The 25,434-nt window shown below is 72.9% G+C and carries 23 protein-coding genes; 13 read left to right on the top strand and 10 right to left on the bottom strand.

Annotated elements, in window-relative coordinates:
• Positions 1 to 7: 7 nt before the first annotated feature.
• The gene (gene ppdK / locus M8J73_RS26030) at positions 8 to 2,701 is read left to right on the top strand and encodes a pyruvate, phosphate dikinase (protein ID WP_055540467.1); all 2,694 of its coding nucleotides are present in this window, start codon (positions 8 to 10) and stop codon (positions 2,699 to 2,701) included.
• Between the two features lie 16 nt (positions 2,702 to 2,717).
• Positions 2,718 to 3,428 (top strand): CBS domain-containing protein, encoded by a 711-nt coding sequence (locus tag M8J73_RS26025; RefSeq protein WP_055540468.1) that lies wholly within the window; start codon positions 2,718 to 2,720, stop codon positions 3,426 to 3,428.
• A 122-nt stretch (positions 3,429 to 3,550) separates the two neighbouring features.
• On the opposite strand, the gene pflA is transcribed toward M8J73_RS26025, so the two are convergent.
• The 3 genes from pflA to M8J73_RS26010 form a co-directional block, all read right to left on the bottom strand.
• Entirely contained in the window at positions 3,551 to 4,297 is a 747-nt protein-coding gene (pflA, locus tag M8J73_RS26020; RefSeq protein WP_206187929.1) for a pyruvate formate-lyase-activating protein, read from the bottom strand.
• On the bottom strand, positions 4,294 to 6,555 hold the full coding sequence (gene pflB / locus M8J73_RS26015) for a formate C-acetyltransferase (protein ID WP_055540469.1): 2,262 nt from the start codon (positions 6,553 to 6,555) through the stop codon (positions 4,294 to 4,296). Before pflB ends, pflA begins: the two co-directional genes overlap by 4 nt.
• A gap of 354 nt (positions 6,556 to 6,909) precedes the next feature.
• On the bottom strand, positions 6,910 to 7,542 hold the full coding sequence (locus M8J73_RS26010; RefSeq protein WP_055540470.1) for a DoxX family membrane protein: 633 nt from the start codon (positions 7,540 to 7,542) through the stop codon (positions 6,910 to 6,912).
• 306 nt (positions 7,543 to 7,848) lie between these two features.
• Here M8J73_RS26010 and M8J73_RS26005 point away from each other — a divergent pair, with 306 nt between their 5' ends.
• Entirely contained in the window at positions 7,849 to 9,423 is a 1,575-nt protein-coding gene (locus M8J73_RS26005; RefSeq protein ID WP_055540471.1) for an oleate hydratase, read from the top strand.
• A 12-nt stretch (positions 9,424 to 9,435) separates the two neighbouring features.
• Here the strand turns inward: M8J73_RS26005 and M8J73_RS26000 are convergent, their stop codons facing one another.
• Positions 9,436 to 10,017 carry a hypothetical protein gene (locus M8J73_RS26000; RefSeq protein ID WP_055540472.1) on the bottom strand — a complete coding sequence of 194 codons (582 nt, stop codon included), beginning with the start codon at positions 10,015 to 10,017 and terminating at the stop codon, positions 9,436 to 9,438.
• A 3-nt stretch (positions 10,018 to 10,020) separates the two neighbouring features.
• Positions 10,021 to 11,721: an aa3-type cytochrome oxidase subunit I gene (gene ctaD, locus M8J73_RS25995; RefSeq protein ID WP_079055017.1), complete on the bottom strand. Its 1,701-nt coding sequence runs from the start codon at positions 11,719 to 11,721 to the stop codon at positions 10,021 to 10,023.
• Between the two features lie 385 nt (positions 11,722 to 12,106).
• Here ctaD and M8J73_RS25990 point away from each other — a divergent pair, with 385 nt between their 5' ends.
• Positions 12,107 to 12,811 (top strand): CBS domain-containing protein, encoded by a 705-nt coding sequence (locus tag M8J73_RS25990; RefSeq protein ID WP_055540473.1) that lies wholly within the window; start codon positions 12,107 to 12,109, stop codon positions 12,809 to 12,811.
• Between the two features lie 134 nt (positions 12,812 to 12,945).
• On the opposite strand, the gene M8J73_RS25985 is transcribed toward M8J73_RS25990, so the two are convergent.
• The 3 genes from M8J73_RS25985 to M8J73_RS25975 all read right to left on the bottom strand — a co-directional run bounded on the left by M8J73_RS25985 (position 12,946) and on the right by M8J73_RS25975 (position 15,228).
• Positions 12,946 to 13,755: a universal stress protein gene (locus tag M8J73_RS25985; RefSeq protein WP_055540129.1), complete on the bottom strand. Its 810-nt coding sequence runs from the start codon at positions 13,753 to 13,755 to the stop codon at positions 12,946 to 12,948.
• Positions 13,756 to 13,861: 106 nt separating this feature from the next.
• Positions 13,862 to 14,770 (bottom strand): universal stress protein, encoded by a 909-nt coding sequence (locus M8J73_RS25980; RefSeq protein WP_055540128.1) that lies wholly within the window; start codon positions 14,768 to 14,770, stop codon positions 13,862 to 13,864.
• Positions 14,771 to 14,907: 137 nt separating this feature from the next.
• On the bottom strand, positions 14,908 to 15,228 hold the full coding sequence (locus tag M8J73_RS25975) for a hypothetical protein (RefSeq protein WP_055543347.1): 321 nt from the start codon (positions 15,226 to 15,228) through the stop codon (positions 14,908 to 14,910).
• A 210-nt stretch (positions 15,229 to 15,438) separates the two neighbouring features.
• Here M8J73_RS25975 and M8J73_RS25970 point away from each other — a divergent pair, with 210 nt between their 5' ends.
• The 8 genes from M8J73_RS25970 to M8J73_RS25935 all read left to right on the top strand — a co-directional run bounded on the left by M8J73_RS25970 (position 15,439) and on the right by M8J73_RS25935 (position 22,509).
• Positions 15,439 to 16,431, top strand: coding sequence for an Acg family FMN-binding oxidoreductase (locus M8J73_RS25970; protein ID WP_249829119.1), 993 nt, complete (start codon positions 15,439 to 15,441; stop codon positions 16,429 to 16,431).
• Between the two features lie 156 nt (positions 16,432 to 16,587).
• A complete protein-coding gene (locus M8J73_RS25965) occupies positions 16,588 to 17,481 on the top strand; it encodes a universal stress protein (RefSeq protein ID WP_055542573.1) in 894 nt (297 codons plus the stop codon).
• 194 nt (positions 17,482 to 17,675) lie between these two features.
• On the top strand, positions 17,676 to 17,990 hold the full coding sequence (locus M8J73_RS25960) for a hypothetical protein (RefSeq protein WP_240501730.1): 315 nt from the start codon (positions 17,676 to 17,678) through the stop codon (positions 17,988 to 17,990).
• Between the two features lie 100 nt (positions 17,991 to 18,090).
• Positions 18,091 to 18,669: a universal stress protein gene (locus M8J73_RS25955; RefSeq protein WP_157873360.1), complete on the top strand. Its 579-nt coding sequence runs from the start codon at positions 18,091 to 18,093 to the stop codon at positions 18,667 to 18,669.
• Between the two features lie 396 nt (positions 18,670 to 19,065).
• Positions 19,066 to 19,647 carry an Rv1733c family protein gene (locus tag M8J73_RS25950; protein ID WP_055542575.1) on the top strand — a complete coding sequence of 194 codons (582 nt, stop codon included), beginning with the start codon at positions 19,066 to 19,068 and terminating at the stop codon, positions 19,645 to 19,647.
• Positions 19,648 to 19,860: 213 nt separating this feature from the next.
• On the top strand, positions 19,861 to 21,495 hold the full coding sequence (locus tag M8J73_RS25945; RefSeq protein ID WP_283947012.1) for a SulP family inorganic anion transporter: 1,635 nt from the start codon (positions 19,861 to 19,863) through the stop codon (positions 21,493 to 21,495).
• A complete protein-coding gene (locus tag M8J73_RS25940) occupies positions 21,492 to 21,917 on the top strand; it encodes an ATP-binding protein (RefSeq protein ID WP_055542577.1) in 426 nt (141 codons plus the stop codon). Before M8J73_RS25945 ends, M8J73_RS25940 begins: the two co-directional genes overlap by 4 nt.
• Positions 21,918 to 22,158: 241 nt before the next feature.
• Entirely contained in the window at positions 22,159 to 22,509 is a 351-nt protein-coding gene (locus M8J73_RS25935) for an ArsR/SmtB family transcription factor (RefSeq protein WP_055542578.1), read from the top strand.
• 179 nt (positions 22,510 to 22,688) lie between these two features.
• On the opposite strand, the gene M8J73_RS25930 is transcribed toward M8J73_RS25935, so the two are convergent.
• Together M8J73_RS25930 and M8J73_RS25925 are read right to left on the bottom strand one after the other, a co-directional pair.
• Positions 22,689 to 23,627: a pyridoxamine 5'-phosphate oxidase family protein gene (locus M8J73_RS25930; RefSeq protein ID WP_249829118.1), complete on the bottom strand. Its 939-nt coding sequence runs from the start codon at positions 23,625 to 23,627 to the stop codon at positions 22,689 to 22,691.
• 123 nt (positions 23,628 to 23,750) lie between these two features.
• Positions 23,751 to 24,062, bottom strand: a complete 312-nt coding sequence (locus M8J73_RS25925; protein WP_055540633.1) for a DUF1876 domain-containing protein — start codon at positions 24,060 to 24,062, stop codon at positions 23,751 to 23,753.
• A 362-nt stretch (positions 24,063 to 24,424) separates the two neighbouring features.
• On the opposite strand from M8J73_RS25925, the gene M8J73_RS25920 reads away from it, so the two are divergent.
• Complete coding sequence (locus tag M8J73_RS25920; protein ID WP_055540634.1) at positions 24,425 to 25,300, top strand: universal stress protein; 876 nt, start codon at positions 24,425 to 24,427, stop codon at positions 25,298 to 25,300.
• Positions 25,301 to 25,434: the final 134 nt, after the last annotated feature.

Here is a 25,434-nt window from a genome sequence, read left to right as displayed (position 1 = left end):
CGACGCCATGGTCCGTTACGTGTACGAGTTCGCCGAGGGCAGCCGGGAGATGGCCGATCTCCTCGGCGGCAAGGGCGCCAATCTGGCGGAGATGACCCGGATGGGCCTCCCGGTGCCGCCCGGCTTCACCGTCACCACCGAGGCCTGCCGGGCCTTCCTGGCCACCGGCTCCGCGCCGGACGGTCTGGACCGCGAGATCTCCGAGCACCTGACCGCCCTGGAAGAGGCGGCGGACCGCCGACTGGGCGAGCCCGCCGATCCGCTGCTGCTGTCCGTCCGCTCCGGGGCCCGTTTCTCCATGCCAGGCATGATGGAGACGATCCTCGACGTCGGACTGAACGACGAGTCCGTGCTGGGCCTGGCCAAGGTGTCCGGGAACGAGCGCTTCGCCTGGGACTCCTACCGCCGTCTCGTGCAGATGTTCGGCAGTACGGTGATGGGGGTCGACGGCGCGCTGTTCGAGGACCTCATGGCCCGGCTGAAGGAGCGGCGGGGAGCCGCCGACGACCTGGGGCTGGACGCGGCCGATCTGGCCGAGCTGGTCGAGGCGTACAAGGAGCTGATCCGCGACCGGACGGGTGAGTACTTCCCGCAGTCGCCCGCCGAGCAGCTGCGCCGGGCGGTCCTCGCGGTCTTCGAGTCCTGGAACGGCGAGCGCGCCCGGATCTACCGCCGCCGCGAACACATCCCCGACGACCTGGGCACGGCCGTCACCGTGCAGACCATGGTGTTCGGCAACCTCGGCGCCGACTCCGGCAGCGGTGTCGCCTTCACCCGCGACCCGGCCACCGGCCGGCCCGGCCTGTACGGCGACTATCTGCCGAACGCGCAGGGCGAGGACGTCGTCGCCGGCATCCGCAACACCGTCCCGCTCGACGAGCTGGGCCGGATCGACCCGGAGTCGTTCTCCCGGCTGCGCGACCTCATGCGCACCCTGGAGACCCACTACCGGGATCTGTGCGACATCGAGTTCACCATCGAGCGCGGCACGCTGTGGATGCTCCAGACCCGGGTCGGCAAACGGACGGCGGAGGCGGCGTTCGCCATCGCGGGCCAGCTGGTCGAGGAGGGGCTGATCAGCGAGGACGAGGCGCTGACGCGGGTCGGCGGGAGCGGACTGGCACGGCTGATGTTCCCCCGCTTCGACACCTCGGCCGTCGGTGAGGCCCTCGCGCACGGCATCCCGGCCTCGCCCGGCGCCGCCGTGGGCGCGGCCGTGTTCGACTCCGCCGAGGCGGTACGGCGGGCGGCCACCGGGGAGAAGGTCGTCCTCGTACGGCAGGAGACGACCCCCGACGACCTGCCGGGCATGGTCGCCGCCCAGGCCGTACTGACCAGCCGCGGCGGCAAGACCAGCCACGCGGCCGTCGTCGCGCGCGGCATGGGCAAGGTCTGTGTGTGCGGCGCGGAGGAGATCACGGTGGATCCGCACGGGCGCCGCTTCACCGTGGGCGGCACCACCGTCGAGGAGGGCACCGTCATCTCCGTCGACGGCTCCGAGGGCGCCGTGTATCCGGGGGCGGCCCCGCTGGTCGACTCCGCGGTGATGCGGTACTTCGAGACCGGCGGACGGGACGAGGAGCCGACGGGGCTGGTGGCCGCCGTGGCCCGAGCCATGCGGCAGGCGGACGGCGTACGGCGGCTCGGGGTGCGGGCGAACGCCGACACGCCCGAGGACGCCGCGCGGGCCCGGCGGTTCGGTGCCGAGGGCATCGGGCTGTGCCGTACCGAGCACATGTTCCTCGGCGACCGCAGACAGCTGGTCGAGGCGATGATCCTCGCCGGGACCGACGCCGCGCGCGAGCAGGCGCTGGACGCGCTGCTTCCCCTGCAACGGCAGGACTTCGTCGGCATCCTGGAGGCGATGGACGGGCTGCCCGTGACCATCCGGCTCCTCGACCCGCCGCTCCACGAGTTCCTGCCCGACCGCACCGAGCTGGCCGTCCGTCTGGCGGCCGCCGAGGCGCAGGGCAGCCCGCCCAGCACGCACGACGCGCAGCTGCTGGACGCGGTGAACCGTATGCACGAGGAGAACCCCATGCTCGGCCTGCGCGGCGTACGCCTCGGTCTGGTCGCGCCGGGGCTGGTCGCGATGCAGGTGCGGGCGATCGCCGAGGCGGTCGTGGAACGGAGGCGGGCGGGCGGCGACCCGCGGGCGGAGATCATGGTGCCCCTCGTCGACACCGTCGAGGAGCTGCGGATCGTCCGCGAGGAGGTGGAGCAGGTCCTGGCGGAGGTCGCCGACCGTTCGGGCATCGCCCTCTCGTGCCCGGTCGGCACGATGATCGAGCTGCCGAGGGCCGCGCTCACCGCGGGCCGGATCGCCGAGGAGGCGCGGTTCTTCTCCTTCGGCACCAACGATCTGACCCAGACCACCTGGGGCTTCTCCCGTGACGACGTCGAGGCGGCGTTCTTCTCCGCCTACCTCGACAAGGGCATCTTCACCGTGTCCCCGTTCGAGACGATCGACCGTGAGGGCGTGGGCCGGCTGGTCGAGATCGCCGTGGCGGAGGGCCGCGCGGTGCGCCCCGACCTGAAGATCGGCGTCTGTGGCGAGCACGGCGGCGACCCGGAGTCCGTGCACTTCTTCCACGCCGCCGGCCTCGACTACGTCTCCTGCTCCCCCTTCCGCGTGCCGGTCGCCCGCCTGGAAGCCGGGCGGGCCGCGCTGCCGGGGACGGAGAGCGGCGACACCCGGTGAGAAAGGAGTGGGCGTCATGACGCGCATCGTCGGTGAGGTGATGACCCGTGAGGTCGTCGAGGCCCGCCGGGACACGTCGTTCAAGGAGGTGGCCCGGCTGCTGCACCGGTACCGCATCAGCGGTCTGCCCGTGGTGGACCACGACGACAAGGTCGTGGGAGTGATCTCCGAGACCGATCTGATCCACCGTCAGGCGGCGATGGGCGGCGGTCGGGGCCGGACCCGGCGGTTCCTCGGGCCCGCGTTGCGCCACTCCGGCCGTCGGGCCGCGGCCCTGGCGCCGGCCGTGACCGTCGGGGACCTGATGTCGTCGCCCGCCGTCACGGTGCACCCGGAGCAGCGTGTCGCGGACGCCGCGCGTGTCATGGAGCGGCACCGGGTCGACCGGTTGCCCGTGGTGGACGAGGAGGACCGGCTGATCGGCATCGCCACCCGGCGGGATCTGCTGCGGGTGTTCCTGCGCACGGACGAGGAGATCCGCCGGGACGTGACCGACGAGGTCCTGAGCCGTGTGCTGTGCCTGCCGCCGGGGGCCGTCACCGCGTCGGTGCGGGACGGCGTGGTGAAGCTGAGGGGGCGGCTGGAGCGGCGCGGTGACGTCCCGGTCGCCGTCCGGCTGACCTGGCGGGTGGACGGAGTGGTCGGCGTGGTGAGCGAGCTGACCTTCCGGGTCGACGACATCGCCGCCGGCGATCCGCGGCCCCTCGGAGCCCGTCCCGCACCGTGATCGTCGCCGGGGCGTGGTCCGGGAGGCCGCGGTGCTCTCCCGGACCCGGACATCCCGACCGGACCCGGACATCCCGACGGAGCGCCGGCCGAGTCGCCACTCGGCCGGCGCTCCGGTCCGGGTCACAGGGCCCGCAGGCCGTGTTCCCGGAACTGCTCGCGAACCCGCTCGGTCAGCCCCGGGTCCGGGGTGGATGTGTCGCTCAGCGGGAAGGGGATGCCGAGGGCCTCGTACTTGTGGGCGCCGAGCTTGTGGAACGGCAGGACGTCCACCCGGTCGACATTGCCGAGCCCGGCGAGGAAGGCACCCAGCCCGTCGACGGCCGCCGGGTCGTCGGTCCAGCCGGGGACGAGGACGTAGCGGATCCACACGGGGACGCCGAGCCGGTCCAGGCGGGTGGCGAAGCTGAGGGTCGGCGCGAGGTCACCGCCCGTCAGCGTCCGGTAGGTGCGGATGTCGAAGGACTTGATGTCCAGCAGGACGAGGTCGGTGTCGGCGAGCAGGTCGTCGTCGGCGCGGGCGCCCAGGAAGCCGGAGGTGTCGAGGGCGGTGTGCAGGCCGAGTTCCTTGCAGCGGCGCAGGACACCGGCCGTGAACGCGGGTTGCAGCAGGGCCTCCCCGCCGGTGAGCGTCACTCCCCCGCCGGCGGCGGTGACGAAGGGCCGGTACTTCTCGATCTCGGCCGTCACATCGTCGACAGTGGCCTCCTTGCCGTCACGCATGTGCCAGGTGTCCGGGTTGGCGCAGTAGAGGCAGCGCAGCGGGCAGCCGCTGAGGAAGAGCACGAACCGGGTCCCGGGCCCGTCCACTCCCGTGGACAGGTCCCAGGAGTGGACGCGGCCGGTCACCGGCCCGGCGGTGGTGTTCACAGCGTTCCGTGGAAGGTGCGGCTGATCACGTCGAGCTGCTGCTCGCGGGTCAGGCGGACGAAGTTGACGGCGTATCCGGAGACGCGCACGGTCAGCTCCGGGTACTTCTCCGGGTGCTCCATGGCGTCCTCCAGCGTGGCCCGGTCCAGCACGTTGACGTTCATGTGGAAGCCGCCGGAGGCCGTGTAGGCGTCGAGGATGCCGACCAGGTGTCCCGGACGCTCGGCCGGGTCGTGGCCGAGTCCCTCGGGTGTGATCGTCGTCGTCAACGAGATGCCGTCCCTGGCCTGTTCGTACGGGAGCTTGGCCACGGAGAGGGCCGAGGCGGCGACCCCGTGCAGGTCCCGTCCGTTCATCGGGTTGGCGCCCGGCGCGAAGGGGGCTCCGGCGCGACGGCCGTCGGGGGTGTTGCCGGTGTGCTTGCCGTACACGACGTTCGAGGTGATGGTCAGCACCGACTGGGTGTGCTCGGCGTCCCGGTGGGTGGGATGGCGCCGTACCTTCGCCATGAACGATTCCACGAGGTCGACGGCGATGCGGTCGGCGCGGTCGTCGTTGTTGCCGTACGCGGGGAACTCGCCCTCGGTGCGGAAGTCGACGGCGAGCCCCGTCGCGTCGCGGAAGACCTTCACGCGGGCGTGCTTGACGGCGGAGAGGCTGTCCACGGCCACGGACAGGCCCGCGATGCCACACGCCATGAACCGGTGCACGGGGTGGTCGTGCAGGGCCATCTCGATGCGCTCGTAGGCGTACTTGTCGTGCATGTGGTGGATGACGTTGAGCGCGTTGACGTAGGTCGCGGCCAGCCAGTCCAGCGTGCGGTCGTACGCCGCCCAGAGCTCCTCGTAGTCCAGGTAGTCGCCGGTCAGGGCGGGCATGGCGGGGGCGATCTGGTCGCCGGTCATCTCGTCGCGGCCGCCGTTGACCGCGTACAGCAGCGCCTTCGCCAGGTTGACCCGTGCTCCGAAGAACTGCATCTGCCGGCCCACCGCCATCGCGGAGACGCAGCAGGCGATCGCCGTGTCGTCGCCGGTGCGGGGGCGCAGCAGGTCGTCGGACTCGTACTGGATGGCGCTGGTGTCGATGGAGACCTGTGCGCAGAACCGCTTGAACCCCTCGGGCAGCCGCGGCGACCACAGGACGGTCAGGTTGGGCTCGGGCGCGGGGCCGAGGTTGTAGAGCGTCTGGAGAAAGCGGAAGGAGGTGCGGGTGACCAGGGGGCGGCCGTCGGCGCCGATGCCGCCGATGGACTCCGTCACCCAGGTCGGGTCGCCGGAGAACAGGGCGTCGTACTCGGGGGTGCGCAGGAACCGTACGATCCGCAGCTTGATCACGAAGTCGTCGATGAGTTCCTGGGCACGGGTCTCGTCGATCGTGCCCTCCTCCAGGTCCCGTTGGAGGTAGACGTCGAGGAAGGTGGAGGTGCGGCCCAGCGACATCGCGGCGCCGTTCTGCTCCTTCACCGCCGCCAGGAAGCCGAGGTACAGCCACTGCACCGCCTCGTGCGCGCTCACGGCGGGGCGGGTGACGTCGCAGCCGTACGAGGCGGCCATCTGCGCGAGTTCGCCCAACGCCCTGATCTGCTCGGCCAGTTCCTCGCGGTCGCGGATGACGTCCGAGGTGGAGGGCCGCGCGTCCAACAGGGCCCGCTCGGCCCGCTTGGCCTCGATCAGCCGGTCGGTGCCATAGAGCGCGACGCGCCGGTAGTCGCCGATGATCCGGCCACGGCCGTACGCGTCGGGCAGGCCGGTGATGATGCCCGCCTTGCGGGCGGCCCGCATCTCGGGCGTGTAGGCGTCGAAGACACCGTCGTTGTGGGTCTTGCGGTACGTCCCGAAGACGCGCTTCACGAGGGGGTCGGTCTGGTAGCCGTATGCCTTCAGTCCGCTCTCGACCATCCGCAGGCCGCCGTTGGGCATGATGGCCCGCCTCAGTGGGGCGTCGGTCTGGAGGCCGACGATCAGTTCCCGGTCGCGGTCGATGAAGCCGGGCCGGTGCGAGGTGATGGTGGAGGGCAGTCCGGGGTCGACGTCGAGGACGCCCAGGCGGCGTTCCTCGGGGAAGAGCCGGGCGACCTTGTGCCAGACGGCGAGTGTCCGCTCGGTCGGCCCGGCGAGGAAGGCCGCGTCGCCCTCGTAGGGCGTGTAGTTGGCCTGGATGAAGTCCCGTACGTCGACCCGGTCGCGCCAGTGGGCACCGGCGAAGCCGCGCCATGCCTCGGTCGTCGCACCGGGTCCAGCTGTCACCGTTGCCGTCATCGCCGGTCTCTCCCTCGCTCCGCGCGCAGAATCTCTGCATGTCGATGCTCGTCCTGCGCAGTGCCGGCGGGGAGGGTCTGTCGGCGTAGCCGGGCCGCGCCATCGGTCCCTCGTGGGTGGGGGCCGATGGGCCCTGCCGGTCGGGAAGCCGGTGCGTGCGTCCCGACTGCTGCCGGTGTGCGCGTCCGCTGCCGGTGACGCGAACGACGGGGGCGCCCCCGCGTCGTGGCGGAGACGCCCCCTGTGTGACGAGCCCTCACCCCTCGCCCGTCAGCCGTCAGCCGTCGGCTTTCGGCTGTCGGCTGTCGGCTGTCGGCTGTCGGCTTTCGGCTGTCGGCTGTCGGCTGTCGGCCGTCAGAGGAGCCAGCGGTGGCGGCTGACGAAGGGCAGGCGTGCCCACGCCTTGCCCAGGCCCCAGGTGGCGCCGGCTCCTGCGGCGGCCAGGGCCACGAGGACGACGGCGTAGACGAGGTGGTAGTCGGCGAAGGGGTTGGTCGACATGCTCGCCGATCCGTCGGACAGGTGCTTCGCCGGTGGCCATTCCGCCACCCACATCAGGGCCATCATCAGGGTGCCGGCGGCCGCGGCGAGCCGCAGGCCGATGCCCGTGAGCAGGGCGAGCCCGATGCCGAGCAGTCCGAGCATGAACAGCGAGTCCGCCCAGGCGGCGCCGGCCCAGTCGTGGAACGTGGACTCCATCGGGCCGACGGCTACGTGGCTGAGGAAGCCCTCGGTCGGTGAACCGCCGTCGAGCCAGCCCTTGCCGGACGGGGTCGCGTAGCCGAAGCCGAACGTCTTGTCGAGGAACGCCCAGAGGAAGACGAACCCGGTCAGGACGCGGAGCCCGGCGAACACGTACGGGCCCGCCGTCGCCGCCGCCGTCGCCGCTGCGGTCGTCCCGTCCGCGGAGGCGGGAGCCGTCCCGGTGCGACGAAGGGACCGGAAGCGGAACGCGGGGTGACGCTGGGGGTGGTGGTGCACGGCCATGATGCTCATCCCTTTCGAGGGTGGGACGCGCGGAGGGTGGGCCGCGCGGAGGGGGTGACCTGTCGGTGCGTCTTCAATGTCCCGCGACGCCGACGCCCACCGGAGAGGCCCCACGGGCCCGGAACACGGGCCGAACGTCCCGCCCGCCAGGCCCTGTTGGCGGGCGGACGTCCCGTGTGCGGCCGTTCCTCCCGTGTGCCGCCGGGTGCCCGACGAGTGACCTATGGCCCCATGACGGGCGGCACCGGCGCCGGGGAAGCTGGGGGCTCCGTTCCCGACGGGCGGGCGAGCGCGAGGAGTTGTGTGATGGCGAAGGCATATCTGGTGGGCAGCGGCATCGCGGCGCTCGCCGCGGCGGGCTTCCTGATCCGCGACGGCGGTTTCGACGGCTCCGACATCCACCTGTTCGAGGAGCGGCGGCGGATCGGCGGCGGTCTGGACGCCGACGGCACGGCGGACACCGGCTACTCCCTGCGCGGCGGGCTCATGTTCGAGGCCGAGTACCGGTGCACCTACGACCTGCTGTCCGGCATCCCCTCCCTCGACGACCCCTCGGTTTCGGTGACGCGGGAGATCCTCGCCGAGCACGAGCGGTTCGCCTGGGACGACCTCGCGCGTCTCGTCGACGGGGACGGAAGGATCGTCGACACCCGTTCCACGGGCCTCTCCGAGCGCGACCGCTTCGACCTGGCCCGCTGCCTCGCGACCCCCGAGGCGCACCTGGACGGCAGACGGATCAGCGAATGCTTCGGCGAGCACTTCTTCACCACGAACTTCTGGTTCCTGTGGTGCAGCACGTTCGCCCTGCAGCCCTGGCACAGCGCCATCGAGTTCCGCCGCCACCTCAAGCGCTTCCTCCACCTGCTCCCGGAGTTCGCGACCCTGTCGGGTGTGCACCGTCCCCGCTACAACCCGTACGACTCCGTCGTACGGCCGCTGACGGCCTGGCTGCTCGACCGCGGGGTGACCGTCCACACGGGGTGCCGGGTCGTCGACCTCGAGTTCGCGCCGGGGCACCGGGACATCACGGTCGCGGCCCTCTCCCTGTCCCGCCGGGGACGGGACGAGAAGATCGCCGTGGCGCCCGACGATCTGGTCCTGGTGACCAACGGCTCCATGGCGGACTCCTTCAGCGTCGGCTCGCACACCTCACCGCCGCGCCCTCCGCGCCCTCGCTCGGACGCCTGGCTGCTCTGGCACCGACTGGCCCGCGGGCGCGACGACTTCGGCAATCCGGACGCGTTCGACAAACGCGTCCAGGAGTCCCGCGTGGAGTCGTTCACCGTGACCACCGAGGATCCCGGCGTGTTCCTGGACGCGCTGGCGAAGTTCGGCGGGTACGGGGCCGGGCACGACGGGCCGATGACGTTCACCGGCTCCGACTGGCTGCTCACGATCGTCGCGGACGGCCGGCCGGTCCACCCCGACCAGCCCGAGGGCGTCGGCGTGTGGTGGGGGTACGCCCTGCACCCCGGCCGGGCCGGCAACCGGACGCCGAAGCCGATGACGATGTGCTCGGGGCGGGAGATCCTCGAAGAGGTCCTCCACCATCTGCGCCTCGACGAGGCGGTGGCCGCACGCGTGCTGGCGACCTCGACGGTCGTGCCGTGCCTTATGCCGTACGCCACCAGCCAGTTCCTGGCCCGCCGACGGGACGACCGGCCGAAGGTGGTGCCCAAGGGGTCGGTCAACCTGGCGTTCATCGGACAGTTCGCCGAAGTCCCGGCCGATGCGACCTTCACCGTCGAGTACTCCGTACGGACCGCGTGGACCGCCGTGGCCGGGCTCCTGGACCTCGACCGGCAGCCGCCCGCCGTCTACAAGGGGCACCACGACCCGCATGTGCTGGTCGCCGCGCTGGAGACCGTGCACCGGCGGTGACACGGACCGCCGTCACCTCCCCGGACGGCTCCCGGGGAAGCGGCGGGCCACACGGGCCCGGCCGACCGCCACGGCGAGGAACAGCGCCGTCAGCAGGACGGGCACCGCGACGACCGCCCCGGCCCCGCCGTGTCCGGGGCCGACGGCCGCCGGCAGGAGCGCGGAGGCCACCGCCACGCCGAGGCCGACTCCGAGGACGGTGACGAAACGGTTCCGGGCGCGGTACATCCGCGCCCGGGGCGGTAGCCATGGGCATGGGTCGGCCCGGTCGATGTCGTGCAGGTGGGCCAGCCGGGTCGCCAGGGCCTCCCGTGACTCGCTCCTGCGCCGTCCGGCCGCGCGGATCAGCAGGCCGGCCGTGGTGGCGGCGCCCACCGCGGCCAGGGCTCCGGGCGCCCACCACGGGTCGGCCACAAGAAGCAGTACGGCGACGCCCGCGACCGTCGTCCAGCCGCTCAGGCAGGCCGTCGCCGTACCGCGCGCGGAGTCCGGCCGGTCGGCCCCCGCGCGCAGCGTCGCGAGGGCCGGCAGCCACCACACGCAGCCAGAGGCGGTCAGCAGTGCGGCGCCCAGGGCCGGGACGGGGTGCGTCACGGTTCAGGCCGTCCTCTCGATCGCGGCGATCTCCGGGTGGTGCAGGTCGAACGCCGGCGACTCGGAGCGGATCCGCGGCAGCGAGGTGAAGTTGTGGCGCGGCGGCGGGCACGAGGTCGCCCACTCCAGGGAACGGCCGTACCCCCAGGGGTCGTCGACGTCGACCTTCCTGCCGTACTTCGCGGTCTTCCAGACGTTGTAGACGAACGGCAGGATCGACAGGCCCAGCAGGAACGAGCCGATCGTGGACAGGGAGTTGAGGGCAGTGAAGCCGTCCGCGGCGAGGTAGTCGGCGTACCGGCGGGGCATGCCCTCGGCGCCGAGCCAGTGCTGGACGAGGAAGGTGAGGTGGAAGCCGACGGTGAGCGTCCAGAACGTGATCTTGCCGAGGCGTTCGTCGAGCATCCTGCCGGTGAACTTCGGCCACCAGAAGTGGAATCCGGCGAACATCGCGTACACGACCGTGCCGAACACTGTGTAGTGGAAGTGGGCCACCACGAAGTACGAGTCGGACAGGTGGAAGTCCATCGGCGGTGACGCGAGGATCACCCCGGTCAGGCCGCCGAAGACGAACGTGATGAGGAAGCCGGTGGTCCACAGCATCGGCGTCTCGAAGGAGAGGCTGCCCTTCCACATCGTGCCGATCCAGTTGAAGAACTTCACACCGGTCGGCACCGCGATCAGGAACGTCATGAAGGAGAAGAACGGCAGCAGCACCCCGCCCGTCACATACATGTGGTGCGCCCACACCGTCACGCTCAGTCCGGCGATGGCGATGGTCGCGCCGATCAGCCCCATGTAGCCGAACATCGGTTTGCGGGAGAAGACGGGGATGACCTCGGAGACGATGCCGAAGAACGGCAACGCGAGGATGTACACCTCCGGGTGCCCGAAGAACCAGAACAGGTGCTGCCAGAGCAGTGCTCCGCCGTTGGCCGCGTCGAAGACATGGCTGCCGAACTTGCGGTCGCACTCCAGCGCGAACAGCGCCGCCGCCAGCACCGGGAACACCAACAGGATCAGCAGGGCGGTCAGCAGCACGTTCCAGGTGAAGATCGGCATCCGGAACATGGTCATCCCCGGTGCGCGCATGCAGATGATCGTGGTGATGAAGTTGACCGCGCCGAGGATCGAGCCGAAACCGGAGAGGGCCACGCCCATGATCCACATGTCGGCGCCGAGTCCCGGCGAGTGGACGGCGTCGGACAGCGGGGCGTACAGGAACCAGCCGAAGTCGGCGGCGCCACCCGGGGTCAGGAAGCCGAACGCGGCGATCGACGAGCCGAACAGGAACAGCCAGTAGGCGAGCATGTTCAGCCGCGGGAAGGCGACGTCCGGGGCGCCTATCTGCAACGGCATGATCCAGTTGGCGAAGCCGGTGAACAGCGGCATGGCGAACATCAGCAGCATGATCGAGCCGTGCATGGTGAACGCCTGGTTGAACTGCTCGCTCGACATGATCTGCAGGCCGGGGCGGGCGAGTTCGGCCCGCATCATCAGGGCCATCACACCGCCGACGACGAAGAACGCGAACGCGGTGACCAGGTACATCGTCCCGATCTTCTTGTGATCGGTGGTCGTCAGCCAGTCGACCCACGTCGACCGCCCCACCGCCGGGGCGGCCGCCCCGGCCTCCTCACGGACCGGGGGACGCGACCGCGCCCCCGCCGTGTGCTTCACCTGGTCCAGCTGCGCCTCGTCCATCGGACGGCGTCCTCCCCATCTGCTCATGTGCTCAAGGGCCGGGAAGCGCCCGCGCGTACGAGTGGGAGACGCGGCGCTTCCCGGCGCCGCCACATGATCGTCGTAACGGCCCCCGGCGCCGATAGGGTCGAACGGTCCCCACGTCGTCCCGCGACGGGGTCGAACGGTCCCTGTCGGCTCCCGCCCGACCGCGGGCCGTGGCGCCGCGGAGCTGCGGCGGGACACGCACCCGCCCGCGGGGCATACGGGCTGGTCGGTCCAGGTCCTGGGGCCGAACGGCCCTTGGGGGCGGGCCCGGCGGCGGCGAAGAGTGAGAGTAGAGGAGTTGAGCAGCGCAGAGCACAGCAGAGCAACGCAGCGTGAACGTCGTCAGGAGGCGAGAGGCATGCGGCACCGGATGGTGAGTGACCTCATGACCACGGACGTCGTACGGGTGCGGCGGGACACCGGCTTCAAGGAGATCGCGAAACTGCTCGCCGAGTACGACATCACGGCCGTACCCGTCGTGGACGACGACGACCGCCCCCTCGGCGTCGTCTCCGAGGCGGACCTCCTGCGCAAGGAGGCCGCGCAACTCGACCCGGCCGGGCTGCTGCCGGTGCTGCGTCCGATGGACGCCGCCGGCGCGAAGGCCGAGGCGTCCACCGCCGAGGGGCTGATGAACAGCCCCGCCGTGACCGCGCGACCGCAGTGGACGGTGGTGGAGGCCGCCCAGGTCATGGAGCGACACCACGTCAAACGACTGCCCGTGGTCGACGAGGCGGGACGACTCGTGGGGCTGATCAGCCGCGCCGATCTGCTGCGCGTCTTCCTGCGCGGCGACAGCGCGATCCGGGAGGAGATCGCCGGGGAGGTCCTGGTACGGACCCTGGGCCTCGCGCCCGACACGATCACCGTGCGGGTGGTCGGAGGGCGGGTCACGCTGCGGGGCACCGTCGAGCGCGCGTCCATGGTCCCCGTGGTGCTACGGCTGTGCCGGGGTGTGGACGGCGTCGTCGACGTCTCCGCCGAGCTGGATCACCGGACCGACGACACCGCCGAGGCACCGTCGGACCAGGGGATGTCCCGCCGCTCCCAGCTGGCGAACTGACCGGGAGCGGGAGCGAGGGGCCGGGCTGTGATGCCGGATCCGTCCGGCTGGGGCGGCGACCCGGACCTGGCCGCTCTCCCCGCTCCGCCAGTTCTCCCCGCTCTCCCCCCTCTCCCTCCTCCCTGCGCCCTCCGCTACGCCGTCCCGTTCCCGGCGGGGACGATCAGGACCGGGCAGTGGGAGCGGTGCAGCAGTTCGCGGGCCACGGGTCCGAGATGGCGGCCGGAACCGTGCGTTGCGGGACCGGCCGCGACCACGACGAGGTCGGCGGTGCGGGTGGCGTCCACCAAGGCCCGTACCGGGGCGGAGCCCGGCTCGGGGGCGTCCACGCGTACGGTCGGGTGCCGCTCACCGAGGTCCGCCAGCGCCGCGTCGAGCGCGGGGCGCGCGATCGACCGCCCCTTGGCCCGGTGGGACGCCGCGGAGAGCACGGGGTGATGCGTGGTGAACGGGGGGATCCGCAGGCGGGCGCGGCGCAGTTCGGCCTCCTGGAAGGCGTAGGCCGCCGTACCCGCGTCGGTGGAGTCGTCGAGGCCGAGGATGATCTCGTCGTGGCTGTTCATCGGTGAGTCGCCGCGTACGACGAGCAGCGGTCCCGGCGCGTGCGCGGCCAGGCGCGCGCTCACCGAGCCGACCACCGCGCCGAGGATCCCGCCGAGGTCCCGGCAGCCGACGACGGTGAGTGCCGCGTGCCGTCCCCGTTCCGCGAGCACGCCGGCAGAGTGGCCCTGGACCGGGACGGTGGTGACGGCCGTGCCGGGCCGACGGGCGCGCACGCGTGCGGCGGCGGACGCGAGCACGGGGCCGGCCTCGTCGAGGTCCGGCACGGCGTGGACGATCTCCAGACCGACGCCGCGCAGGGCCGCCTCGTCGGCGGCACGGTCGAGGGCGCGTACGGCGGTGATCGTGCCGTCCACGCCGACGGTGACGTGACGGATCCTCATGGTCGTTCCTCCTGTCGTGGTTCCGGACGGCTCTCGGGCATCCGCTCAGGTGCGAGGGGCCCAGGTACACGGGGCTCAGTCGTGCGGGGCCCAGTCGTGCTGGGGCTCAGGTGTGCGGTACGACGGCCACCGGGCAGCCGACGTGGTGCAGGACCGCGTGGGTGACGGGCCCTGTGTGCGGGCCGGGCCGGGCGTCCCGGATGCGGCGTCCGACGACGACCAGCGAGGCGTCGGCCGACGCGTCGACGAGCGCGCCCGCGGCCCGCCCCTCGACGACCGTCTCGACCACAGTGACCTCGGGAAACTTCGCGCACCACGGGCGGAGTGCCGCGACCACGGCGCGTTCCCGTTCCGCGAGCAGTTCGGTTCCGGGGACCGGGTCGTAGGTGTAGTCGACGGCGTACGCCGTCGGAACCCGGTAGGCGTGGACCACGCGGAGCCCGGTGCCGCGGCGCCGGGCGGCGGCGAACGCGAACTCGATCAGCTCGTCGCAGGGGTGGGAGACGTCGAGCCCGAGGACCACGTCGCGGTACGGGAGTTCGGGTATCTCGTCCGGCGACACCCCGTCCGGGGCCGGGAGGTGTTCACCGGCGGCGCTCTCCCCGGACCGGACGAGCACCACGGGGCGCGTCGACCGCGCCACGACCCGCTGGGAGACCGAACCGACGACGAACCCGGCGAGACCGCTCAGCCCACGGGACCCGAGGACCAGCAGTTCGGCCTCGTCGGTGGCGTCGAGCAGGGCGGCGACCGGGGCTTCCCGCACGAGCCGGTCCTCGATGCCGAGGCCGGGGTGTGCGGCCCTGACGCTGCGGACCACCTCGTCCAGGGTCTGTTCGGCCCACGCGCGCTGACCGGTCCCGAGGGGGACGGAGGCCGGGGGACGCGGATGCCACTCCCACGCGTGTACGAGCCGCAGCTCCATGCCCCTGCGCAGGGATTCCCTGGCCGCCCAGTGGGCGGCGGCGAGACTCTCGGTCGATCCGTCGACTCCCGCGATCACGTACCGAACCATGGTGCGCACCTCCTGTGTCCCGGCCGGATGGGCCTGAGCCGAGCATCGGGGAGGGAGACGGCGGTGCGCAGGGGGCCGCAAGTCCTTCCCCTGGGCCCTTGGGCCCCAACTCCCCCCCGCCTCACGGGCCGAACGGCTCAGCGGGACACGAGAGCCGGACCGGGGCGACGGGCGGCCACGTCCGTCGGCGAGCCCATCGGCGAGGGCGGGGGCACGGTCGTCGGCGGACCTGCCGGCGCGATCGGCCTCGCCGGAGCCACCGGCGTCATCGGCACGACCAGCGTGGTCGGCAGCCGACGGTTCGCGCGGCGGTCCGTGCGGCGGCGCAGCGCGCGGAGTGCCAGCGCGTCGCGCACGGCCCGCAGGACGAAGGCCACCACGGCGGAGCCGGCCAGCAGGACGGCGTACCGCTTCCTGATGAGCGAGGTCGACCTCGATGCCGATGCCGTCGTGACCATGCTGCGCACCCCTTCCGGGTCTCGGTCCCCCTCTTCCAGGAAAGCGCCCGGCATGCCACGGCGCAGGGTGCCGAAGGGCTCCCGTCGGGTGCCGTGCGGCCCGGCCGTGGAGCCGTACGGCCCCTACTGCGTCCGGCGCGGCGCCACCACTGTGGGCAGGGTCCACCACCCAGCCCCGGCTCCGCGGCGCGGGGCGGGAAGGAGTTCCCGATGTGGTCCGCAGCTCCCGCACTCCCGACGCTGGAGACGATGGTGTCGGCGGCCGTGGCCGCTCCCTCGATCCACAACACCCAGCCCTGGCGCTTCCGGTTCGACCCGGACACGGTGACGCTGGAGGTCCGTGCCGTGGCGGACCGCGGGCTACGGCACCTCGACCCCACGGGCCGTGCCCTGCACCTCTCCGTGGGCTGCGCCCTCCTCAACCTCCGGCTGGCGGTCGCCCACTTCGGCCGGGAGCCGGTGACCCGGCTGCTGCCCCGGCCCGGCGAACCGGATCTGTTGGCCACCGTACGGCTCGGCGGGCCGGTGCGGAACGCGGCCGTTCCCCGGCTGTACGAGGCGCTGTGGCGCCGGCACAGCAGCCGGTTCCCGTTCTCCGAAGCACCCCTGCCCGGCGCGGTGGCGGCGGAACTCGCCGAGGCCGCGCACAGTGAGGGCGCCCTGCTGAGCCGCCCCGGCCCGGGTGGGACGGAGCGGGTGCTGCGGCTGTTCCGTGATGCCGAGCGCCGCAACACGGCCGACCCCGACCGGGCGGCGGAGAGCCGCCGTTGGGTGCACGAGCCGAACGCGGCCGCTCTCGGCATGCCGCCGGCGGCGATCGGACCGCAGGACTTCTGGGAGCGGATGCCCCTGCGGGACTTCGGCGCGCACCGGCGTCCGTCCGTGTTGGCCACGCGTCCCTTCGAGAAGCGGCCGTCCATCGCCGTGCTGTCCACCTCGCACGACCGCAGGTCGGACTGGCTGCGCGCCGGGCAGGCACTCCAACGCGTCCTGCTGGTGGCCACCGCCCACGGGCTGCGGGCGTCGCTCCTGCACCAGGCGCTGGAGTGGCCGGATCTGCGGGAGCGGGTCGTGCCCCCGGGCGACGCCCTCCGCGCCCACGCGCAGATGGTGGTCCGGTTGGGCTACGGCCCGGAGGGCCCGCCGTCCCCGCGCCGTCCCGCCCGGCAGATGCTGGACACGGACGTGCTGTTCGCGTCCTGACGGACTCGTGGCCCCCGCGCAGGGCCGGAGGGCCCGGGGGCGCGTGCCGTCCGGCCCCTGACCCTCGCACCCCCAGCGGGGAGAAAATGGAGGAGACGGAAGTGGGGGCGAGGCGTGACGACGCGACGGCCGGCACGCCGACAGCGGAGGTGGGCCATGATCGGCTCTGTCACCGTGGGTTTCAACGGCACCCCCGCCGGTATGACCACCGTCTGGTGGGCCGCTCGCGAGGCCGCCGCCCGGCGCCTGCCGATCGTGCTGGTCCACTCGTGGACCACCCAACCGCTCGATGTGCCGGCCCTTCCGCAAGAGGCCCGCAGCAAGCGGCAGTACGGCCGGGACGCGCTGCGCCGGGCCGAGGCGGAGGTGCTGCACCGCTACGGGGACCTGGAGCTGTCGACGGAGCTGGTCTCGGCCCCCGCCGCCGATGAGCTGGTGGACCGGAGCGCCGACGCGGCCCTGCTCGTCGTCGGTTCCCGCGGCCACGGCTCCCTGGCGAGCTTCCTGCTGGGCTCCATCAGCCTGCACGTGCTGGGCCAGTCCCGGTGTCCGGCCGTCACCGTGCGGGCCGGCGATCCGTCGGCCGACGACAGCCCGGGCGGGCCCGCGGTGGCGAGCCAGGACGCGGTCGTGGTGGGCGTTCAGGAGCCCGGTCCGAGCGCCGACGCGCTGCTCGACTTCGCCTTCACCGAGGCCGCGTCGCGCGGAACCCCCGTCCACGTCGTACGGGTCCTGCCCCTGCTCGCCGCCCTGGCGGCCCACCCTCACGGGAAGCTCGTCACCGAGCCGGTCGGCCCTTTCGAGGCGGAGGAACGCGTACGGCTGACCGCCGCGCTGAAGCCCTGGCGGGAGACGTTCCCCGACACACCCGTCGAGGAGCAGGTCACCACGGGCCATCCCTCCCAGGCGCTGCTGACGGCCGCGGTCGCCGGCCGCCTCCTCGTCGTGGGGCGCCCCCGGCACCGGCCCGGTCCATGGAGACTCGGGCCGGTCGCCCACGCGGCACTGCACCATGTGCCCTGCCCCGTGGCGATCGTCCCGCACGACTGAACCGCGACCGCGCGACCGTTCGCGCCGACGGCACTCCGCGGGAGAGCTGTGACGGCGGCCGAACCGACGGGCCCGCGCGGGAACAAGACACGCCCGCACGGCGCTGTTCCTGATACCCCGGCCGGTGTCGCGACGTTCACGGCGAAGCCCGCGGAAGGGGCCCGCATCGCGGCTCGGAGAAAGGTGTGAGACCCATGACGGCTCCAGGGCAGGAGCGGCATTCACCGGGTGACCAGCCCCCGTTGGTGACCTCCTGCGGGCGCAGCATCACGGTGAAGTGCCTGACGCTGACGGCGGCCCGGCCGATCACCCGGGTGACCTTGCGCGTGGGGCCGGACCAGGGTGACGAACCCGGCGTCTGGGCCGCGCTGACGGCCGAGGAGGCACGCGATCTGGCTCACCGACTGCTCACCCACGCCGCCCGGGCCGAGTCCCTCGCCGCAACCGGCGCCGGAGCTGCCGCAGCTACCGCCAGTTCCGGAGCCGGAGCCGGAGCTGCCCGAGTGTGAACCGGGGGCCGTTCGGCCGGCGGGACGAGCCCCCTCGGCCCAAGTGCTGTCGCCCCGCGCCACCGCATGGTGGGTCCAGAGGCCGTTGAGGGAGGCCGCCATGCCGGAAATCACCGCCGAGAACGTCCCCGGCGAGAAGGCCGTCGTCGTGGGCGTCGACGGCTCCGAAGCGTCCGTGTCCGCGCTGCGCTGGGCGGTCCGGGAGGCCCGCGCCGTCCACGCGGAGGTCGTCGCCGTGCACGCCTGGGAGCCGGCCGGCCCCACACTCGCCCCGTACGCTCCCCCGTCGGCCCGCCCGACGGTCACCGAACAGCGGGTGAGAGCCGCGGGATTGCTCGCCGACACGCTGCGAGAGGCCCTCGGCCCACGGATAGCCGCCGACGTCCACGCCGTCGTGACGCAGGGACCACCCGTTCGGGTGCTTCTCCGACATGCCCGCGGCGCGCGCCTGCTCGTTCTGGGACGCCGGGCGCATGGCGCGTTCGGGCTGCCCCCGATCGGGGCGGTCGGCCGGGAGTGCCTGCTCCACGCGACGGTTCCCGTGGTCGCGGTGCCCGCCCCGGAGCCGTCCCCGGCAACGTCCGGGGGCGGGCCGCTTTCGTGGGACGGGGGCGATGGTCAGGGCGAGTGCGACGTCCGGGCTCTCGTGGCACGGGTCACGGCTCCAGTGCGGAGGTGACAAGTCGGGGGCGTTCGGCCCTGGCGCGTTCGCCGTCCTCGTGTTGTCCTGAAACCGACGGGAAGGGCCCCGTAGGAGAGACGCGGAGAAGCGGCCCGCGAGGTCGCGCACCGCGCAATCAGGATCCGCGAGAAGCGGGTGGAGCCCTTCCCGTCCTGCGTCCCGGCTCGCGTGCCGCCGGCCGACCGCAGGGCGTCACCCCCCACGACGGTCGCCCACCGCACCCGCCCAAAGCGCTCCGCCCGCGCGCCGCACGACTCGGCCAGGGCCGAACGACCCTCGCCGGGCGGCGAGTCGGCCCCGGTCGGCCCTGATGACGGCACCTGAACGGCCCATGTGACGGCGGTGTTCCGACTGGCACCTTCCACAGGGACGACGAGGAGGAGGTGCGGACCGATGGCCGGCAGCAGGCGAGGGAAGAAGCTCCTGTGGCGATGGCGGAGCAATCCGCTGCGGCGCCACGAGGACGTACTGGAGGCGTGGGTCGTGCTCGCCGTCTGGGCGGTCATGGTGATCGGAGGCAGCCTGGCCGGCTTCCTGACCGCGCAGGCGGCGCAGGAGGTCTTCGCCGACCAGCGCGCCCAGCGGCGTTCGGTCCCGGCCGTACTCCTCGCCGACGTCCCTGAGCCGGGTTCGGGTCCGTACAGCACGGGCGACCGCTCCTCTGCGGAGGTCCGCTGGAACGCACCGGACGGCACCCGGCGCACCGGAAGGACGCTGGTGGAGGGCGGTCGGAAGGCCGACGCTCAGGTCACGGTCTGGATCGACGGAACGGGCGCCCTGACCAGTGAGCCACCCACCCAGAACGAAGCGGCGATCGAGGCCGGCGCGCTCGGCACGGCCGCGGCGCTCTCCCTGAGCGGCCTGACGTACGGCGTCGGCCGTGCCGGACGGTGGTGGCTCGACCGGCGCCGTGTCGAGCAGTGGGGCAGGGAATGGACCCTGGTCGGCCCGCGATGGGGCCACAAGACGAGCTGACACCCCGGTTCCCCCTCCCCCCACCTGCGGAATTGCAAAATTTAGCAATTCACTAGATGCTGTGTTGCCGTGCCCGTGTCCGCCGGGCGCGGCGCATGGGGTCCGCTCCGAGACGGGGCGCCGCAGGGAAGCCGAGGGGTCGTGTCCGTTCCGCTGAACCAGGCCGCGGCGCGGCTCACCGCGCTGCTGCCCTCGCGCGCCGACCTGGCGGCCATGGGGCGCTCCCCGAGACGGGATCTGCTCGCGGGGCTCACCGTGGCGATCGTGGCCCTGCCGCTCGCGCTCGGCTTCGGTGTCTCCTCGGGTCTCGGGGCCGAGGCGGGGCTGGCGACCGCCGTGGTGGCCGGTGCGCTCGCCGCCCTGTTCGGCGGTTCCGACCTCCAGGTGTCCGGGCCGACCGGGGCTATGACCGTCGTGCTGGTGCCGATCGTCGGCGAGTACGGGACGACGGGTGTGCTCACCGTCGGGCTGATGGCCGGTGTGATGCTCATGGCCCTGGCCGTGCTGCGGGCCGGATCCTGCATGCGCTACGTACCGGCGCCCGTGGTGGAGGGCTTCACCCTCGGCATCGCCTGCGTCATCGGGCTCCAGCAGGTGCCCCACGCGCTCGGCGTGCCCGCGCCCGACGGCGACCGGGTGCTGGTGGTGGCGTGGCGGGCCGCCGCGGAGTTCGCGGGGAACCCGGACTGGACCGCGGTCGGCCTCGCGGTGTCCGTCGCCGTGATCATGCTGGTGGGCGCCCGTCTGTGGCCGACCGTCCCGTTCTCCCTCGTAGCCGTCGTCGCGGCCACGGTCGTCGCCCAGGTCGCGGACCTCGACGCCGCGCCCATCGGTGACCTCCCGTCCGGACTGCCCGCACCCTCGCTCGGCTTCCTCGACCCGGGCGCACTCGGCTCCCTGCTCGCCCCTGCCGTGGCCGTCGCGGCGCTCGCGGCCCTGGAGTCCCTGCTGTCGGCCTCGGTGGCGGACGGTATGACGGTGGGGCGGCGGCACGACCCCGACCGTGAACTGTTCGGCCAGGGGCTGGCCAACCTCGCGGCCCCGCTGTTCGGCGGGGTGCCCGCGACCGGAGCGATCGCGCGGACCGCCGTCAACGTCCGTACGGGCGCCGGTTCCCGGCTGGCGGCCCTGACCCATGCCGCGATCCTCGCCGTGATCGTCTTCGCGGCGGCACCCCTGGTGGCGAGGATCCCGCTCGCGGCCCTGGCCGGGGTGCTGCTGGCGACCGCGGTCCGCATGGTCGAGGTCGGTTCACTGCGGGCGATGGCCCGCGCGACCCGCTCGGACGCGTTGATCCTCGTCCTGACCGCGGTCGCGACCCTTGCCCTGGACCTCGTGTACGCGGTGATCATCGGCCTGGCGGTGGCGGGAGCGCTCGCCCTGCGCGCCGTCGCCAAGCAGGCCCGTCTGGACCGGGTGCCGCTCGACCGGGGCGACCACAGCGCCGAGGAGCACGCCCTGCTCGCCGAGCACATCGTGGCGTACCGCATCGACGGGCCGCTGTTCTTCGCCGCCGCGCACCGCTTCCTGCTGGAGCTGACCGAGGTGGCCGACGTACGGGTCGTCATCCTGCGCATGTCCCGCGTGTCCACGATGGACGCCACCGGTGCCCTCGTGCTGAAGGACGCGGTGGAGAGGCTGACGCGGCGCGGAATCCTCGTCCTGGCCTCCGGGATACGACCCGGTCAGCGCCGGGTCCTGGACTCCGTCGGCGCGCTGGAGCTGCTGAGGCACGACGGCCGGGAGTACGCCTCCACACCGGAGGCGATCCGGGCGGCCCGCCACCACCTGGAGACGGCCGGGATCCTGCCCGCGGACACCGGCCAGGGACGGACGGTACGGGGATGACCACGCGACTGGACGCGCTGCCGCTCCGGCACGTGCTCACCCTCCCGACCATGCCGGCCGCCGTACGCCTGGCCCGGGAGACCGCCGAGCAGGCCCTGACCGAATGGGGGATCGGGCTACGGCACCCCACCGTGGACCCGGCCCTGCTGATCCTCGGCGAGCTGGTGGCCAACAGCGTCCGGCACGCCGCCCTCCTGTCACCGCAGCTGACCGTGATCTACGCGGCGGACCGGGACCGGCTCGCCCTCGCCGTCCACGACCGCCACCCCTACCAGCCCCCGCTGTACGGCGCGCTCGCAGGCAACGGCACCGGAGGGCTGGCCACCGTCATGGAACTGACGCTCGGCCTGGGCGGCACCGCCGTCATCGACCCGGACACCGATGGGAACGGCAAGAGCATATGGATCACTCTGCCCCTGTGAGGGCGATGCGGGCGGCTGCGGCAGAGGGGGCGTACTCGGCGGCCATGGCGGGGAAGTCGACATGGCCGCGTCAGATTGCTGGTCCGGCTGCTCGTCCGGCTGCTTGGTTCTCCTGCGCGGTTTCGGCGTGGTCGGGGCGGCAGGCGAGGATGGACCGCATGTTCCTGACGAGTGAGTGGATGCGACCCGCCGCGCCCCTGCCGGTGAGACCGTACGGTCGCGTCGAGGAGGCGACGGCACGATGAGTACGCCGCTGTACCAACTGAAGGCCGAGTTCTTCAAGACGCTGGGCCACCCGGCCCGCATCCGGGTCCTGGAACTGCTGAGCGAGCGTGAGCACGCGGTCGCGGAGATGCTGCCCGAGGTGGGCATCGAGCCCGCCCATCTGTCGCAGCAGCTCGCGGTGCTGCGCCGCGCCAACCTGGTCAAGAACCGCAAGGAGGGGTCGACGGTGTACTACTCGCTGACCAGCCCCGACGTCGCCGAACTGCTGCGCGTGGCACGGACCATCCTCTCCGGGGTGCTCGCCGGACAGGCCGAACTGCTGGCCGACCTCCAGGCCGCGCAGAGCGAGGGAAAACCACCGTCGTGACAGCGGTCTCGCGGTCGTGAACCGTGGAACGGCGGCAGGAGCAGCCCTGGTCGGCCCGGGGGCCGGCGTCCGCGCGGGGGCCGGGGTCAGCCGGTAGGGGGTAGGGGGCGGGCATCCGCACGGGCACCGTTTCGCGGCGGTGGTGTCGTGGGGGGCAGGGGACTGTCGGCAGTTCCCTCTCACGGCTCCGCCGGGACGATGCGGCGCCCGGTGACGCGTGTGGGGCGGATCGCCACCCACATCTCGCGGACGCCTCCGGCCCAGGGCGTGGAGTGGGCGCCCTCCACCAGCCGACGCACCTCGTCGGGTTCGGTGACCACCCGCGCGGTTCCGACGGCGAGGACGCTCCAGCCCTGGCTCATCGCCTCGTCCACATGGTCGACCTCGAAGGCCACCTCCGACCCCACGGCCGCCGCCGGAACCGACTCCGGCGCGGTCCGGAACGCGATCGTGTCGCCGACGACCTCGTAGTTCACCGGGACCACCGCCGGGCTGCTCGCCGACGAGACCGCCACCCGGCCCACACCGTGCGTGGACAGCAGGGCACGGCACTCGTCGGGGTCGAGGTCCACCAGCAGGGGGTGCCGGAGCGCCTGGCCCTGGCCGGACGGCAGGTCGACTCCGGCGCCGCGCAGGGCGGCGACGGTCGTGTCCAGGGCGTCGGCCAGGCCGATGAGGCTGGCCTTGGTCGGATCGGCCGGCTGTTCCTCCAGGTAGGCCAGGTACTCCGGTGCCATTCCGGCACGGCGGGCCGCCTCTTCCCGGGTCAGCCCCCGGCGGAGGCGTTCGGCCGCGACACGGCGGCCGATGTCACCGGGGTTGGGCGGTCTGCCCGACGCGGTCTCGGAAGCCTCGGTGCCGGTGCGCGCCCCGCCGCCGTCCGCGGGCGGCACGGACGGCCGGGACTGCTCTCGCCCGCCGACGGGCCGGTGTTCGATGTGGTGGATGTGAGCGTCCGGGCCGGGGAAGACAAGGGTCACCTCGTCCGTGTCCGACCAGCGCACGTCGTAGGGGGGCGTCCCGTCCTCGTGGTGGAGTCCGACGATCTCGCCGTCGCGCCGGGTGGCGCCGGTGGTGGTGCTCTCGACCACGAGTCGGTCACCGAGTTGAGCTCGCATGATGGCCGCCGTTTCCTCGAATGCCGCTATGACGTGTGACCGTGGCTCGATCCGGCGCTCCGGGCCCGTCCGCGCCGGCGTGCGTGACGTGCACCCGGTCCAGGTCGTCGTGTCGGGCCGTCGTCAACCTCCCGGCGGCTGATCGGGCAGCGGCCAGCCGGTCTCCGGAAGGTCACCGGGCCCGCGGCCGGCCGCGCCCACGGCCTCGATGTCCTGGGCGGCCACGCGCACCAGTTGCCGGCCGAGGTCGTGCAGGGCCCTGCCCGCCGCGAGCTCGTCACCGATCTCCGGCACGTCCACGTCCTCGGGGCTGCGGTGGGCCACGCCGTGTCCGACGAGCTCCGTGGTCCCGGTGTCGAGCATCACGCGTGCCTTCGTCGTCCCTTCCTCCTCGAAGAGATGGAGACGGACTTTCCACTCCACGGTATGGGCCATCACGGTCCTCCTCATCTTGGTGCGGGGTGCCCGGAGGCGGTCGTCGGCGAGTGCGGCCGACCGCCGCCCTCACCGTCTCCAGCATCGGCGCGCCGCCCGGCAGAGGCCACTCGCGTACAGGTGGCGGGTGGCGGGCGGCCGAGCGCGGCTTCGCCTGTTCGGCCGGTGGCTGCGTGACCTGCACGGTCAGGGATACGTTCGTTCGGCGACGTCAGCGGTGCTGGTAAGGCCGAGCGCATGCGCCCGGAAGCGATCCGAGGTACTTCTCGAAGGGACACCGCCGTGCCCCACCGGGCCGCCAACAGCCCCGGCGGTGGCACGTCCGCCGACCTCCCGCTTCGTACGAGACGGAGGCAGCCCCCATGGGACAAGCCCTCACCGTAGGCCTCGACGGCTCACCGGAGAGCGTCGCCGCCGCCCATTGGGCCGCCGACGAGGCCGAGCGCCGCAACCTCACCCTGCGCCTGCTGCACGCCTGGCCCCTGCTCGTCCCCGAACCCACGCGGCTGCCCTCTGAGGTGGACCAGAACTACTGGGCGAGGCGGCTCATGCACCACGCCAAGGCGGAGATCCAGGCCCGCAACCCCGGTCTGACCGTCGTCGGCAACCTGGTCGCGGAAGATGCCCAGCACGCGCTGATCCAGGCGGCCGCCGAGTCGGAGATGCTCGTCCTCGGTTCACGGGGCGTGAGCCAGGCGGAGAGCTACTTCCTCGGCGACATCAGCGTGTCCGTCGTGGGGCACGCCGAGCGGCCCGTGGTCCTGGTCCGTGCCGAGGAGCGTGACGAGGAACGCCCGCGCGGATCCGGGGCGGAGGGCGCCGTGGTGGTGGCGTTGAAGCTGCACGGGCCGTCCGACGACCTGTTGGAGTTCGCCTTCTCCACGGCCGCGGGCCGCGGTGTGCCCCTGCGCGCCGTCCACGGCCACGGGGTGCCGCTGCACGCGTTCACCCCGTGGGGCATGGACCACACCGTGACGCATGACGCCAAGCGGGAGGCCCACACCAGCCTGAGCCGCGCGCTGCGCCCCTGGCGGGAGAAGTTCCCGGGGGTGGACGTGTCGGACACCGTGCGCCTGGACAGTCCCGCGCGAGCGGTCCTGTCGGCCGTGGAGGGTGCCGGCCTCCTCGTCGTGGGCCGCCGCAGGCACCGCCACACCCCGGTCCCCCGTCTCGGTCCCGTCGCCCAGGCGGCGGTCCACCACGCGCGCTGTCCCGTCGCGGTCGTACCGCACGGCTGACCGGGCGGACACCCGGCGGTGAGCGGTCCCGCCCGGCGGCCGACGAGCTCCCTCTCCGCCACCGGCCACGTCCGCCACCTCCCCGCGTCCCACCGCCGGCCCCGCGGCAGGGACCAACGACCCCGCCGGTCTGC

It is taken from the genome of Streptomyces neyagawaensis (genome assembly GCF_023516595.1).
Lineage (GTDB): Bacteria > Actinomycetota > Actinomycetes > Streptomycetales > Streptomycetaceae > Streptomyces > Streptomyces neyagawaensis.
This window is presented reverse-complemented; position numbering and strand designations above follow the sequence as displayed.

Excerpts from the sequence above, each read along its gene's own strand:
- ppdK (WP_055540467.1), top strand. The coding sequence starts at position 8 with ATGGTCCGTTACGTGTACGAGTTCGCCGAGGGCAGCCGGGAGATGGCC.
- M8J73_RS26025 (WP_055540468.1), top strand. The coding sequence starts at position 2,718 with ATGACGCGCATCGTCGGTGAGGTGATGACCCGTGAGGTCGTCGAGGCC.
- pflB (WP_055540469.1), bottom strand. The coding sequence starts at position 6,555 with ATGACGGCAACGGTGACAGCTGGACCCGGTGCGACGACCGAGGCATGG.
- M8J73_RS26010 (WP_055540470.1), bottom strand. The coding sequence starts at position 7,542 with ATGGCCGTGCACCACCACCCCCAGCGTCACCCCGCGTTCCGCTTCCGG.
- M8J73_RS26005 (WP_055540471.1), top strand. The coding sequence starts at position 7,849 with ATGGCGAAGGCATATCTGGTGGGCAGCGGCATCGCGGCGCTCGCCGCG.
- ctaD (WP_079055017.1), bottom strand. The coding sequence starts at position 11,721 with ATGGACGAGGCGCAGCTGGACCAGGTGAAGCACACGGCGGGGGCGCGG.
- M8J73_RS25990 (WP_055540473.1), top strand. The coding sequence starts at position 12,107 with ATGCGGCACCGGATGGTGAGTGACCTCATGACCACGGACGTCGTACGG.
- M8J73_RS25985 (WP_055540129.1), bottom strand. The coding sequence starts at position 13,755 with ATGAGGATCCGTCACGTCACCGTCGGCGTGGACGGCACGATCACCGCC.
- M8J73_RS25980 (WP_055540128.1), bottom strand. The coding sequence starts at position 14,770 with ATGGTTCGGTACGTGATCGCGGGAGTCGACGGATCGACCGAGAGTCTC.
- M8J73_RS25975 (WP_055543347.1), bottom strand. The coding sequence starts at position 15,228 with ATGGTCACGACGGCATCGGCATCGAGGTCGACCTCGCTCATCAGGAAG.
- M8J73_RS25970 (WP_249829119.1), top strand. The coding sequence starts at position 15,439 with ATGTGGTCCGCAGCTCCCGCACTCCCGACGCTGGAGACGATGGTGTCG.
- M8J73_RS25965 (WP_055542573.1), top strand. The coding sequence starts at position 16,588 with ATGATCGGCTCTGTCACCGTGGGTTTCAACGGCACCCCCGCCGGTATG.
- M8J73_RS25960 (WP_240501730.1), top strand. The coding sequence starts at position 17,676 with ATGACGGCTCCAGGGCAGGAGCGGCATTCACCGGGTGACCAGCCCCCG.
- M8J73_RS25955 (WP_157873360.1), top strand. The coding sequence starts at position 18,091 with ATGCCGGAAATCACCGCCGAGAACGTCCCCGGCGAGAAGGCCGTCGTC.
- M8J73_RS25950 (WP_055542575.1), top strand. The coding sequence starts at position 19,066 with ATGGCCGGCAGCAGGCGAGGGAAGAAGCTCCTGTGGCGATGGCGGAGC.
- M8J73_RS25945 (WP_283947012.1), top strand. The coding sequence starts at position 19,861 with ATGGGGCGCTCCCCGAGACGGGATCTGCTCGCGGGGCTCACCGTGGCG.
- M8J73_RS25940 (WP_055542577.1), top strand. The coding sequence starts at position 21,492 with ATGACCACGCGACTGGACGCGCTGCCGCTCCGGCACGTGCTCACCCTC.
- M8J73_RS25935 (WP_055542578.1), top strand. The coding sequence starts at position 22,159 with ATGAGTACGCCGCTGTACCAACTGAAGGCCGAGTTCTTCAAGACGCTG.
- M8J73_RS25930 (WP_249829118.1), bottom strand. The coding sequence starts at position 23,627 with ATGCGAGCTCAACTCGGTGACCGACTCGTGGTCGAGAGCACCACCACC.
- M8J73_RS25925 (WP_055540633.1), bottom strand. The coding sequence starts at position 24,062 with ATGGCCCATACCGTGGAGTGGAAAGTCCGTCTCCATCTCTTCGAGGAG.
- M8J73_RS25920 (WP_055540634.1), top strand. The coding sequence starts at position 24,425 with ATGGGACAAGCCCTCACCGTAGGCCTCGACGGCTCACCGGAGAGCGTC.